Annotated in this window: 13 protein-coding genes; 5 read left to right on the top strand and 8 right to left on the bottom strand. The window is 63.1% G+C overall.

Annotation, left to right across the window (positions count from 1 at the left end):
- Nucleotides 1–49 precede the first annotated feature (49 nt).
- From ACP15O_RS04115 to ACP15O_RS04100, 4 genes are all read right to left on the bottom strand, one after another.
- Nucleotides 50–625: a DUF924 family protein gene (locus tag ACP15O_RS04115; RefSeq protein WP_425094770.1), complete on the bottom strand. Its 576-nt coding sequence runs from the start codon at nucleotides 623–625 to the stop codon at nucleotides 50–52.
- A 79-nt stretch (nucleotides 626–704) separates the two neighbouring features.
- Nucleotides 705–1988 carry an MFS transporter gene (locus tag ACP15O_RS04110; protein ID WP_425094769.1) on the bottom strand — a complete coding sequence of 428 codons (1284 nt, stop codon included), beginning with the start codon at nucleotides 1986–1988 and terminating at the stop codon, nucleotides 705–707.
- 97 nt (nucleotides 1989–2085) lie between these two features.
- Nucleotides 2086–3138: a tRNA preQ1(34) S-adenosylmethionine ribosyltransferase-isomerase QueA gene (gene queA, locus ACP15O_RS04105; RefSeq protein ID WP_425094768.1), complete on the bottom strand. Its 1053-nt coding sequence runs from the start codon at nucleotides 3136–3138 to the stop codon at nucleotides 2086–2088.
- Nucleotides 3135–6404: an AsmA family protein gene (locus ACP15O_RS04100; RefSeq protein WP_425094767.1), complete on the bottom strand. Its 3270-nt coding sequence runs from the start codon at nucleotides 6402–6404 to the stop codon at nucleotides 3135–3137. Before ACP15O_RS04100 ends, queA begins: the two co-directional genes overlap by 4 nt.
- 114 nt (nucleotides 6405–6518) lie before the next feature.
- Here ACP15O_RS04100 and ACP15O_RS04095 point away from each other — a divergent pair, with 114 nt between their 5' ends.
- From ACP15O_RS04095 to ACP15O_RS04080, 4 genes are all read left to right on the top strand, one after another.
- Nucleotides 6519–6980, top strand: a complete 462-nt coding sequence (locus tag ACP15O_RS04095; protein ID WP_425094766.1) for a peroxiredoxin — start codon at nucleotides 6519–6521, stop codon at nucleotides 6978–6980.
- On the top strand, nucleotides 6977–7807 hold the full coding sequence (locus ACP15O_RS04090; RefSeq protein WP_425094765.1) for a ferritin-like domain-containing protein: 831 nt from the start codon (nucleotides 6977–6979) through the stop codon (nucleotides 7805–7807). Before ACP15O_RS04095 ends, ACP15O_RS04090 begins: the two co-directional genes overlap by 4 nt.
- Before the next feature lie 167 nt (nucleotides 7808–7974).
- Nucleotides 7975–9312 carry a DUF5930 domain-containing protein gene (locus ACP15O_RS04085; protein WP_425094764.1) on the top strand — a complete coding sequence of 446 codons (1338 nt, stop codon included), beginning with the start codon at nucleotides 7975–7977 and terminating at the stop codon, nucleotides 9310–9312.
- Complete coding sequence (locus ACP15O_RS04080; RefSeq protein ID WP_425094763.1) at nucleotides 9302–9790, top strand: bactofilin family protein; 489 nt, start codon at nucleotides 9302–9304, stop codon at nucleotides 9788–9790. The genes ACP15O_RS04085 and ACP15O_RS04080 overlap by 11 nt, the downstream gene beginning before the upstream one ends.
- A gap of 125 nt (nucleotides 9791–9915) precedes the next feature.
- Here the strand turns inward: ACP15O_RS04080 and ACP15O_RS04075 are convergent, their stop codons facing one another.
- Both ACP15O_RS04075 and ACP15O_RS04070 read right to left on the bottom strand, forming a co-directional pair.
- Complete coding sequence (locus tag ACP15O_RS04075) at nucleotides 9916–10110, bottom strand: hypothetical protein (RefSeq protein ID WP_425094762.1); 195 nt, start codon at nucleotides 10108–10110, stop codon at nucleotides 9916–9918.
- A 7-nt stretch (nucleotides 10111–10117) separates the two neighbouring features.
- A complete protein-coding gene (locus ACP15O_RS04070) occupies nucleotides 10118–10705 on the bottom strand; it encodes an HNH endonuclease (protein ID WP_425094761.1) in 588 nt (195 codons plus the stop codon).
- A 236-nt stretch (nucleotides 10706–10941) separates the two neighbouring features.
- On the opposite strand from ACP15O_RS04070, the gene ACP15O_RS04065 reads away from it, so the two are divergent.
- Nucleotides 10942–11364, top strand: coding sequence for a VOC family protein (locus ACP15O_RS04065; protein WP_425094760.1), 423 nt, complete (start codon nucleotides 10942–10944; stop codon nucleotides 11362–11364).
- Between the two features lie 142 nt (nucleotides 11365–11506).
- On the opposite strand, the gene ACP15O_RS04060 is transcribed toward ACP15O_RS04065, so the two are convergent.
- A complete protein-coding gene (locus ACP15O_RS04060; RefSeq protein ID WP_425094759.1) occupies nucleotides 11507–12172 on the bottom strand; it encodes an alpha/beta hydrolase in 666 nt (221 codons plus the stop codon).
- On the bottom strand, nucleotides 12169–12798 hold the full coding sequence (locus tag ACP15O_RS04055) for a DNA-3-methyladenine glycosylase family protein (RefSeq protein WP_425094758.1): 630 nt from the start codon (nucleotides 12796–12798) through the stop codon (nucleotides 12169–12171). The genes ACP15O_RS04060 and ACP15O_RS04055 overlap by 4 nt, the downstream gene beginning before the upstream one ends.
- Nucleotides 12799–12820: the final 22 nt, after the last annotated feature.

The raw sequence follows: 12820 nt of genomic DNA, 5'->3' as shown, positions 1-12820 counted from the left end.
GTGTATAAGATATTGATTTCAGGTGAACAATCACCACCGAAAGCACATATCAACTGGCTTGCAGCATCCGGACTGTTTCACCATATCCGCCCTGATCAATGAACGCGCGCTCATGCGTGCTGCTGGAACGGTTCAGCGCAGCGTTGCGATAGGGGAAGCGACCGAATTCTCGGATCACCTGCCGGTGCGCCTTGGCATGGAGCAGGTTTGACGCCCCCGCCAATGGCATCCGGTCCGCCATCAGGCGCACGCAGCGTTCCTGATCGCACAGGTTTTCCGAATGCATCAACGGCAGATAGAAAAACTGCCGCGCGGGCTCGTCGATTTTCAGGTCATAGCCGTGATCAATCGCGATTTTCGCCGCCGTCAGCGCCACCGTATCCGAGGCAAAAGCCTGAGCCTGACCGCGGAACATGTTGCGTGGGAACTGATCCATCAGGATGATATAGGCCAGCGCCCCGCTGGGATAGGTCAGCCACAGGCTGTGCCCGCCATCCTGCGCCCTTTCCCAGGCGCCGTGGAACTTGGCGCGGATCGTTCGATCCACAGCATCATCCGCCGCATACCACCCTTCGGGCCCGACCTCATCCAACCAGAATGCCAGAATTTCCTCGACTGTCGCCATTGGAAGCCTCCCCTTCCACCTGTTTCTGCTTCGTTAATAAAATGTTACAGAACCAGGCGGCGGGATGAACAGTCACGAATTACGACTTTTGGTCATATTCCGTGTTGGTAGCGCTAGCTTCGGCGTCTTCCTGCGCATCCAGGGCGAATTCCTGTGCGATTTCAACCACAAGAGGCGACGCCGCAGGCGAAACAGGCGCATATTGCAGGCTGTCGTCGTGACCCGGCGTCGGACGCTGAGTCATCCGATAGCCCGCATAGCCGACCAGCGCCAGCAACAGCAGCGCGATAAACAAGAAAAACCCCGGAGCCCCGAACACGCCCATGACCCAGCCCAAGATCAGCGGGCCGGCCACCGCGCCCACCCCGTTGATGAACACCAGCCCCCCCGAGGCCGAGGCCATGTCCTTGGGTTCCAGAAAGTCATTGGTATAAGCGATCAGCAGCGAATACAGCGGGTTTGCCGTGCCTCCGATGCAGAAGGCCGCCAGCAGCAGCAGCGGAAATTGCCCGCCCAGCGTCAGCCCCACCAGCGCGCCCAGCCCTCCGACTGCGGAAATCAGCAGGATCAGCAGGCGCCGGTCCATCCGGTCCGACAGCCAGCCCAGCGGGTATTGCGTCAGGGTTGCGCCGATATAAAAACTGGCCACGAAGATCGAGATTTCCGGCAGGCTCAGCCCCACCTGCGCACCATAGACGGCGGCCATGCCGTATTGCGCGGCATAGACGCCCCCCAGCAGCACCATCCCCACCGCCCCCAGCGGCGAGACGACGATCAGCTCGCGCAGGCTCATTGGCGAGGTCGTGTCCACAACCGGCGTCGGATTCACCGACAGCAGGATCGGCGCGAATGAGATCGACACCAGCACCGAGGGGATCACGAACAGAACAAAACCCGACGGATCGCCCACCAGCAGCAGCCCCTGCGCGCCGACGATGCCGAACATCATCGTGATCATATAGGCCGACAGGGTCTGGCCGCGGGTCTCGTTCGTGGCCGAATTGTTCAGCCAGCTTTCCGCAACCACATAAACCCCCGAATAGCAGAACCCCAGGATCACCCGCCCGATGGACCAGAGCCACGGGTCCGTCAGCACCGGGAACAGGATCATCACCGCCGAAATCAACGATCCCAGCGCCGCAAAAACCCGCACATGACCGACGCGCCGGATCATCTCGGGAGCCAGCCAGGATCCGCCCAGAAAGCCGACGAAATAGGCGGACATCACGATGGACATTTCCGTGGTCGAGAACCCCTCCAGCTCGCCGCGGACCCCCAACAGGGTGCCCTGCAAGCCATTACCGACCATCAGCAACATCATCCCCAGGAACAAAGCCCAGGCGCTGGAGACAACTTGGAACATCTGCGCACGTCCTCATCCAAAGAAACGTCCCCTATGCAAAAGGATCGGCTGATTCTCAGGTCAGAAAGCGGCGCAGAATGGTCTGTTCGCGACCAACTTAGCCGCGCGGCACCAGCAAAGAGGCATCCCCATACGAGAAAAACCGATACCCCTGCCCCACCGCATGATCATAAAGCGCGCGAATCCGGTCCTGCCCCATAAAGGCCGAGACCAGCATCATCAGCGTGGATTTGGGCAGGTGGAAATTGGTCATCAGCGCATCGGCCACGTGGAACTGGAAACCGGGATAGATAAAGATGTCGGTTTCGCCCTGCCAGGGCCGCAGGGTGCCGGTGCGGGCCGCGCTCTCGATCAGGCGCAGCGCGGTGGTGCCCACGGGGATCACCCGCCCGCCGGCCTCTTTCGTGGCGGCGATTTCGGCGGCGGCGGCGGGGCTGACCTCGCCCCATTCGGCGTGCATCTTATGGGTTGTCACGTCCTCGACCTTGACCGGCAGGAACGTCCCCGCCCCCACATGCAGCGTGACAAAGCTGATCTGAACGCCCATATCGCGGATTTTTTGCAACAAGGGCGCATCGAAATGCAGGCTGGCCGTGGGGGCGGCCACCGCGCCCATCGCGCGGGCCCAGACCGTCTGGTAATCCTCTTTGTCCTGCTCATCGGCGACGCGTTTGGCGGCGATATAGGGCGGCAGCGGCATCGCCCCGGCCTGTGCCAGCGCGGCGTCGAAATCCTCGCCCATCAGGTTGAATTCCAGCAGGCCCTGGCCGTCTTCCTTGGCCACCAGCCGCGCCGAGAGCCGGTCCGAGAACACGATCTCTTCGCCCTCGCGGATCTTTTTCAGCGGCTTGACCAGCGCCGACCAGCGCCCGCCGGGGCGGGGCTCCAGCAGCGTGGCCTCGATCCGGGCGTGGGTCAGCCCCTCGGCCCCATGGCGCGCGCGGGTGCCCGACAGGCGCGCGGGCAGCACCTTGGTATCGTTCAGAACCAGCCGGTCGCCGGGGCGCAGCCAGTTCAGGATGTCGCTGACATGCGCATCGGTGATCTGATCGCCCTGAGCCACCAGCAACCGCGCAGACGACCGAGGCTTGGCCGGCCGGGTCGCAATCAGCGTCTCGGGCAGATCGAAATCAAAATCGCTTAGCTTCATTGGTTTACCTTGGGTGCGGGACGGCGGAATATCTCTCGAAACATGCCGGGGGTAAAGAGCGAGAGTGGATTGACCCGCACATTCGGATCGGCCGCCGGGCCCTTCATGGTGAAATTGAACCCGATCAGCCCCTCGCCCTTGCGGGTCAGCACCGATCCAAGGACATTCACCATATAAAGCGGGGAAAACACGCCCTGCATGTCCAGGCTTTTGCTGGCCACGTCATAGATCCCGTCCAGCGAAATCCCGATCGAGGCCCCAACCGCGCTGGATTTACGCACGATCACCTGGGTTGGCGTGACCCTGAATTTGGCGTCCACCTCGCCGAACAGAATGCCACCGCCGCTCATTTGTTCCAACAATCCGATGATCGAGGCCGCGTTGAACAGGTTCGCAGCAGCGGGCGCATCCATCAGCCAGACGTCCTTGATTTTCAGCCGCCCGTCATAGCTGTCGGCCCCCACGGGGGTCAGCGTCAGCGTCATATCCCCCTTGCGCGCCTTGGAAATCAGCCCCGCTGCGGACATCACCGCGCCAGCCTGCGCGCTGGTCAGAACGAACTGGCTGCGGCCGTCCTGCGGCGTCATCGTCCCGCGGATCGGAGCCGCGCCATTCACCCGCCCGGTGAACTGGCCGGTCAGCCCGCCGCGCGTTGAAAACTGGCCCTGCACCCCGTGCAGCGCAATCGTTTCGGTCACTTGCAGCCGGTCCAGCCGCAGGCTGAGCGGCACATTCGCCCCCCCCCCCGCGCCAGCGCTGCCGCCCTTGGGCATCGCGCGCATATCCAGCCGCCCGCCGGAAATTTCCACCGCAGGCGGCACGCCTTTGCCCCGGCCCACCAGCGTGATCGGCGCATCCAGCCAGCGCCCGGCGCGCACCCGGTCAAACGCCGCCCGGTTCAGCCCGTTCGGGCCAAGGCTGATCGCCCCCGAGGCCACCAGCCCCGGTGCCTCAAGCGTGATCCGCTCCACCGCCGGGATTTTACCCAGACGTCCGCGCACCGCCAGCGCGCCCTCGCGCGATTTGGCCAGCGACCAGCCCAGCTGAGGGATGCTCAGCCCGATCCCTTTCAATGTGCTGGACACATCGAACCGGGGCTCTTTGCCCTTTTCCAGATCAATGGCAAACCGCGCCGGCCCCGCCCCGGATACCGAGCCGCGCGGCAGTGTGATGTTGAACTCTTGCAAAAAGGCCGGGGACAGTGTTGCGCGCCCCTCGGCCCGGCTGACACCGGCCGGATTGTTCCGGATCGGCATCGCCCAGACCGCATCGAACGGCACCTGCCCGACCCGCCCGCTGCCCTGGATCAGCACCTGCGCGGGCGTCGCGTGCAATTGCAACGCAGAGGCCGCGAAAACCCGGTCCGGGATCAGCCTGGTACTGCGCACGGCGCTCAGATCCGCACGGATGTCATAGTCTACAGATGAGGGCGGCATCCCCTTTTTCAGCCGCACATGAATATCGCCATAGGCCTGGGCACGCCCATCGGCCAGCGTGATGGGGCGCGCGGCTTTGGTCATGACATGCAGGGGCTTGCGATCCAGCAAGGCCAGCGCCGCCGTGATCGTCCCGTCCGCCCGCAGGCGCACCACCGCCGGAGGCCCCTTGATCCGCACATCCTCGACGATCAGGCTGGTGCCCGAGACATCCACCGGCCCGCCCTGCGGGGCCTGGACCTGCCCCCGCGCGGCCGTCACCACAAACCGCGTGCCCATCAGCTCGGCCCGGCCCGCAGCCCCCTGCACGGGCGGCATGTATTTCATGAAACGGATGTCGCCATCACGGAATTCAGAGCCCAGATAGAGTTTGGGCTCCTGCCCCGGATGCAGCCGATAGGCCAGCTGCGCATTGGTCAGCGTCAGCGCGTGGATGTTCTCGGACACCCATTTGCGGGTCTTGGGTTTGATCTGTTCGGGCCAGAATTCCAGCACCGTATCGCGCCGGATGTCATCGACACGGCCGTTGACGGCGAAATCCCAGCCCTCGGGCAACGCCCGAAGACGGCCATCCAGAACGATGACATGGCCGTCTTTTGTCAGGCTGGCCTCGCCCATGGTCAGGTCAAACGGTGCCAGCCCCAGACGAAAAGTCATCTGCGCGGAATCCACCGTCACGGGCTGCGGATACATGCCGTTGGGATTGGCCCTGAGCCCGGTCATACTGAACTGCCCCTGCAATTCTGTGGGGCGCCCGGCCTTGATTCCCTTTAGAATGGCGCGACCTTCACTGCGCCCCGTAACCCATTGGCTTTCTACGGAAAGCTCATCGAACCTAAGCGTCTCGCTTGTCGGATCATAGGTGAAATAGGACCGCGCGGACTGGAACGGGATGGGGCGCGTGGCATCCGTGGGTTGCAGCACACCCTGCCCGATCTGCAACGTCCCCGACAGCGGCCCCAGGCTGCCGTTTTCGTCCAGCCCGCTGCGCAGGGCCCCGTTGATGGGGGCGCGCAGGGCCTCCAGCCAGGCCAGAGCGCCGACCTGCGCAGCCACGTCCCGCGCGGCCATGTCCTCAAAGCTCATGCCGAACCGGGCCGAGGTTTCGCCAATCCGGCTTTCCAGGTTGACCTCCAGCGTGGTGGCATAATCATAGCCCCCCAGCAGCGCCAGATCGCCGCGCAATTGCAGATCGTCGCCGCTGCGCGTCATTTCAAACCGGGCGCCGTCTACCGTCCAGGCGCGATCGACGCGAATATCCTCGTATTGCAGGGTCAGCGCGTCGGCCTCGACCTCGGTCAGGGCGGCCAGTTCCGGGGTTTGCAGCAGCATATCCAGAGACCGCAGAATATCCGCCGCACTGGCCGCGCTTTGCGCTTGCGGCAGGGTGCCAAAGGACAGATCGAACGCACCATCCTGCAAGCGCCGCACATTCACCCGCGCCCCGCTGAGCCGCAATTTACCCAGCAGCACCTGCCCCCGCAGCAACGGACGAAAGGCCACGCGCGCCTCAAGATCGGCCAGGCTGATGATCGGGCGGCCATCGTCCGAGGAAATCTCGGCATCGCGCAACAAAATCCGCGGACGCCCCCCGCGCGGCACCAGAAGAGAAATGTCGCCCACCGCGATCTGCGCGCCGGGCAGCGCGGCGCTCAGCCGGGTTTCAATCCGCTCATGTACCCAGTCTGGCGCCTTGATCGGCCGGTCAGAATGGGCGTAAACACCCCAGCCCAACCCGGCCAGCCCCATGCCCAGCAGGATCAGCGCCCACCACAGCCACGCCCAGCGGGAACGGTGCGGTTTATGCGTATCGGAGGTTGGCTCTGTCATCTGCGCTCAATTATGGGCCCGCCGGGGCCGAACATCTTTATTCTTTTGTCACAGGCACTATTACTACACCCAAACCCGCGACGCACCCCCATCACTGACCCAAGGAGCCGCGCCATGAGCCTGCTGAACACCCCCGCCCCCGATTTCACCCTGCCGCAGGATGGCGGCGATCCGGTCAGCCTGGCCGATCTGCGCGGCACGCCCTTTGTGCTGTTCTTCTATCCGCGCGACAACACGCCCGGCTGCACCAAAGAGGCCATCGGATTTTCCGAAGCGCTGGCCGAGTTCCAGGCCCTGGGCGTGCGCGTGTTCGGCGTATCCAAAGATTCGCTCGCAAGCCATGAAAAATTCCGTGACAAGAAAGACCTGAGCGTTCCTTTGCTGTCCGACGAACAAAGCGACCTGTCCGAAAAGCTGGACGTCTGGAAGGAAAAATCCATGTATGGCAAGACGTTCTGGGGCATTGTTCGATCAACTTTCCTGGTGGATGCTCAGGGCGTGATCGTCGGCGAATGGCGCAAAGTCAAAGTCCCCGGCCATGTCGAAACCGTGCTGGAGGCCGCGCGCGCCCTATGACCCAGACTCTGACGGAAATGGCGGTTGAGGTCCTGACAACCGCCGATGGGCGCGCCAAAACCGCCCTGTCGCACAAACATGCCGCCACCTGGTTTGCCGCGCGCAAGGCCGGCACGCCCTTGCCGATTGGCACGGCCACCCCGCCGCTGCGCCCCGCGCGCCCCGAAAAGCCCCAGCTGCTGGATCCACGCGACGTGCCGCGCCGCCGCCCCGGATCCGTGCAGGGGCGCACCGCCATTTTGCACGCCGTCGCTCATATCGAGCTGAACGCCGTCGATCTGCACTGGGACATCGTGGCCCGGTTCGGGCATATCCCGATGCCGATGGGGTTTTATGACGACTGGGTGAAATCGGCCGACGAGGAATCCAAGCATTTCAATCTGGTCTGCGACTGTCTTGAGGCGATGGGCAGCCACTATGGCGCCCTGCCCGCCCATGCCGGCATGTGGCGCGCCGCCGAGGACACGGTAGAGGACATACTGGGCCGTCTGGCGGTGGTTCCGATGGTGCTGGAGGCCCGCGGCCTGGATGTAACCCCCGGAATGATAAAGATTTTCCAGAACGCCAAACAGGATGATGTGGTCAAGGCCCTGAATGTCATCTACGCCGAGGAAGTGGCCCATGTGGCCTATGGCTCGAAGTGGTTTCATTTCCTGTGCGGGCGGCATGACAAAGACCCCAAAGAGGTGTTCCACGATCTGGTGCGCACCTATTTCCACGGCGCGCTGAAACCGCCCTTCAACGAGGAAAAACGCGCCGAGGCCGGGCTGCCTCCGGACTTCTACTGGCCGCTGGCCGAGGAAACACCGCACCGCCCAACCCCTTAATATCGGCGGGATTTTGCCGGATCAGGTGGTTTTCCGCCTTTGCCGGGGGCAGCGGGGCTAAAAACCTTGCCCTGCCGCCCCGGTCCCGTTAATCACCTTCCAGCGGCGCGGAGCCACAAGAACCATAAACCGCGCCCGAAGTGGGGATACGGAATAAGGACGTCGTGGTGAGAACACGTCTGGCAATAAAATTTGACGCTCTGTTGGAAAGATACTTTCCCGAACGACGCGTCTTTCTGAGATCGGAAAACGACACGCGGTTCATACGCTTGCGTCCGGTCACGCAGCTTATCGGATTTACCGGCTCGGCCACGCTGATCGCCTGGGCGATTGTGGCCACGGCGATTTTGCTGATGGACTCGATCGGGTCAGGCAATTTCCGCGAACAGGCCCGGCGCGATCAGAAAACCTATGAAACCCGGCTGAACCAGGTGTCCGCCGAACGCGACAGCCGCGCCCAAGAGGCGCTGGCCGCGCAGGAACGGTTCAACAAGGCGCTTGAGCAGATCTCGGTCATGCAGGAACAGCTGCTGGAATCCGAGACCTCGCGCCGCGAGCTGGAAACCGGGATCGAGGTCATCCAGACCACCCTGCGCCGCACCATGAAAGAACGCGAAGAGGCACGCATCGCCGCCGCCGATCTGCGTCAGGAAATGGACGGTCAGAAAGATCAAAGCAGCGCGAACGGTGGCGCGCCCGCCGTGCGCGAGACGCTGGATTTCATGGTTGCCGCGCTGGATGATACCGCCGCGCAGCGCGATCAGATCGTGGCCGATGCCCAGGACGCGTTGGTGCGCGCCGACGAGCTGACCCAGCAACTACGCCTGATGCAGGACCAGAACGAGCAGATCTTCCGCCAGCTGGAAGAGGCCATGACAGTCTCGGTCAAACCTCTGGATAAAATGTTCCGCTCGGCGGGGATGAACACGGATTCGATTCTCAGCCAGGTGCGGCGTGGCTATTCCGGACAGGGCGGCCCGCTGATGCCCCTGTCCTTTTCCACCCGCGGCGAGGAACCCTCGGACGATATGATCCGCGCCAACCGGCTGCTGAACCAGATGGACCGGCTGAACCTTTACCGCATTGCGGCCGAGCAGGCGCCCTTTGCCATGCCGGTGCACCGCGCCTATCGCTTTACCAGCGGCTTCGGCTATCGCCGCGATCCCAAGACCGGGGGCCGCCGCCTGCACAAGGGCGTCGATTTCGCCGGCCCCGTCGGCACGCCTCTGCACGCCACCGCCGATGGGGTGGTTGTCCATGCGGGCTGGTCCTCGGGCTATGGCCGTCTGGTGAAAATCAAACACGCGTTCGGGATCGAAACCCGCTATGCCCATATGTCAAAAATTATCGTGAAAGAGGGCCAAAGGGTATCGCGTGGACAACGTATTGGTGATATGGGAGCCTCTGGGCGTGTTACCGGGCCCCATTTGCACTACGAAGTGAGAGTCGACGGCTCGGCCGTCAATCCGATGATCTTTATCAAGGCTGCACGAGATGTTTTCTAAGAGCAAAATCAACGAACCCGCCCCCAAGGCACCCGAAACCGCGAAACCTGCCATGCCCGAGGCCCCCGCGGCCGCCAAGCCTGCCGCAGAGTTCAAGGCCGCAGCGGCGAAACCGAAACCGCCTGCCTCGGTGCTGTCCTCGGACCTGACGATCACCGGCAATCTGAAAACCACCGGCGACATTCAGGTCGAAGGCACGGTCGAGGGCGACATCCGCGCCCACCTGCTGACCGTCGGCGAAAGCGCCACCATCAAGGGCGAGGTTGTCGCCGATGATGTGGTGGTCAACGGCCGCGTCGTGGGCCGCGTGCGCGGGCTGAAGGTCCGCCTGACCTCGACCGCCCGCGTCGAAGGCGACATCATCCACAAAACCATCGCGATCGAAAGCGGCGCCCATTTCGAAGGCTCGGTCCAGCGTCAGGACGATCCGCTGACCAGCAAACCCGCCGCCAAACCGGCCCCCAAAGCCGAAGGCTAATCGAGCCAGCCCCGCGATTTCAGCGCCGCCCCACCTGGGCGGCGTTTTGCGTTTCAGGCGTCTTTGCACCGGCCGCCTGCCGCTCTTTATCCCTGGACCTCGAATTCTGAATGGCTACGTACCTTCTATCGCCTGCGCGCGCAGCTGAGCAAAGCCAGCGCCAGTTTCCCAATCTCAAAGCTCTGCCCCAGCTGCGGATCTATAGCGCTGCGAAAGTACTCGCATGGCGCGGGGGCGCGGCGCGCCACATCCTCCTCTTCGTCCATCCGGGCCGTATCCGTGATTTGTTTGATCAGGTTGCGGCTGGTGGCGGCAATCACAGCCGCGTTAATCCTGATCCAGTTCTACGTCCCAATACAGGAAATCCATCCAGCTTTCATGCAGATGGTTCGGTGGGAATTTGCGCCCCATGTTCTGCATCTCGGCCGGGCTGGGCCGGCGTGGCACCTTGCGCAGATGCATCCCTGCCCGGCGCAGGCTCTTTGAGCCCTTACGCAGATTGCACGACGAACAGGCCGCCACCACGTTTTCCCAACTGGTGATCCCGCCCGCAGCCCGCGGCACCACATGATCAAAGGTCAGATCACCGCGACTGCCGCAATATTGGCACCGGAATTCATCCCTCAGAAATAAATTAAAGCGCGTGAATGCCACGCGCCTCTGAGGTTTGATGAAGTCCTTCAGCACAACAACCGAGGGAATGCGGATTTCGGTGCTGGGGCTGCGCGCCGTGGTCTCGTATTCGGCCACCACATCGACCCGGTCCAGCCACACCGCCTTGACCGCCTCCTGCCAGGGCCACAGCGATAGCGGGTAGTAGGATAAGGGCCGGTAATCCGCATTCAACACCAAGGCCGGGTGCTGCTTTAAAGCTCCTGGGTCTCTGACGAATTCCGTTCTGAAATCTCCATCCATTGGCGTATTGGCTCCCTGCCCTGTCTGCCCGTATACGGCACCAAGGCGGGACATCCCGCCCCAGCTATCCATAACTATATATCGCGTTTGGATTGGGGCAAGCCCCATGATCTTCCCCGCGCATGGCGCCACCCTGCCCAGCCAAGATGACACGCCCATGACAGCCCAAAACAGCCCTGCTGCCTAATTGCGCAGCACCAGGTGCAATTTTCACAAGCCTGCCCTAAGCTGACACCATGCTATCCCCAGGCTCAATCCTCGAATCCGCGCTCTATTGCTCCGATCTGGATGCCGCGCAGAGCTTCTATGAAACCGTGCTGAACCTGCCGCTGATTTCGCGCCTGGGCCAGCGGCACGCCTTCTTCCGGCTCGAACGCGGCGTGCTGCTGCTGTTCAACCCCGATGAAACCTGTCAGCCCACACAGAACACCGCCCTGCCCGTGCCCCCACATGGCGCGCATGGCCCCGGACACCTGTGCTTTGCCGCCACCCGCATTCAGATCGAAGCCTGGCGCGACCGGCTCACCACCCATCGCATCCCAATCGAGGCCGAATTCGACTGGCCCGGCGGTGCCCGCTCGCTGTATTTCCGCGATCCGGCCGGCAACTCTCTGGAATTCGCCGAGCCCCGCCTCTGGGGCCTCGACACCGCCCCCTGACACCATCCCCTGACGCCGCCCGATCCATACCCCGATCAGTCCCTGACCGCGCCCGCCGTTTCTTTCTGATCAAAATACTCAAAACCGACCCGCCTATCGCACACGGATCGGCCCATTTTTTCAGCAACAGCCCGCAAGCCCCTTACAGCCCCAGCTTATCGCGCATGAACGCCAGCGCCACAGACAAACCATCCGGCGCGATCCCATGCGCGGTGCCCTTCATGATATGCGCATAGACCTCTTTGAACCCGGCCCCCTGCAAGGCCTCGGCCGCCTCGGGCAGAGATTGCGGCGGCACCACGTCATCGGCATCGCCATGCACCAGCAGAACCGGCGGGCGGCTGATCACTTCCTCTTTCAGCAGATCGGGCTCCAGCAACCGCCCCGAGAACGCGACGATCCCCGCCACCTCATCCTCGCGGCGCGGCGCGACATGCAGGCTCATCATCGTGCCTTGGGAAAACCCGAACAGCACCATCTGCTCGGGCAGCAGATCGTTATCCACCAGAATGCCATCCAGAAATGCGTTCAGATCTTCCACCGCCTGACGCATCCCGCGATCGGCCTCTTCCTGCGACGACCCGTCGATCCAGGGGATCGGAAACCACTGGTATCCCATCGGCGCACCGGCGCAGTTTTCCGGCGCATCGGGCGCGATGAACAGCGTATCGGGCAGGTGATCCGCCAGCACATTGCCAATCGACAGCAGATCCGCCCCATTGGCCCCATAGCCATGCAGGAACACGACGACGGACCGCATTTCCCCTGATTTCGGCTCAATCCGTCCAGCCTGTAGAACGCGAGTCATCTGATACCTTCCCTTTGTTTTTCAACATGATAATAGGCCCACAACATCCGAGCCGCGACACTGCGCCAGGGCGACCAGTGTTCCGCCATCTGCCGCAATGCCCGTTCCTTGGGCCGCTCTGGCAGGTCGTAGAGGATGCGGGCGGCCTCTTGCAAGGCCAGATCGCCCGGCGCGAACACATCCGCCCGCCCCAGGCTGAACATGGCATAGATTTCCGCCGTCCAGACACCGATGCCGGTGATCGCGGTCAGGGTTTTGATCACCTCATCGGTGGGGGCGCGGCGCAGGGCGGTGAAATCCACGTCGGCCTCGGCCAGGGCGCGGGCATAGCGCGCCTTCTGACGGCTCAGACCCAGGGCGCGCAGCTCTTCGTCCGTACTGGCGCGAATGGCGGGCGCGTCCAGCATCCCGGCTGTCTCCAGCCGTGCCCAGATCGCATTGGCCGAGGCCACGCTGACCTGCTGGCTGACAATCGCATTGAGCAGCTGCGCGAACCCGTCCGGTCTGCGGCGCAGCGGCAGCGGCCCGGTCAGCGCATAGGCGCGCGCCAGTGCCGGATCGGCCCGGCACAGCCAGCGCGCCCCCTCGGCCACGCAATCGGGTGTTTCAATAAGACGTCCGACCATCCGCCAGCTCCTTTTGCGGCTA

The organism is Youngimonas ophiurae (nom. illeg.) (assembly GCF_049803795.1).
Classification (GTDB): Bacteria; Pseudomonadota; Alphaproteobacteria; order Rhodobacterales; family Rhodobacteraceae; genus Thalassobius.
Note: the sequence above shows the minus strand (reverse complement) of the source record. Positions and strands in the feature narration are given on the sequence as shown.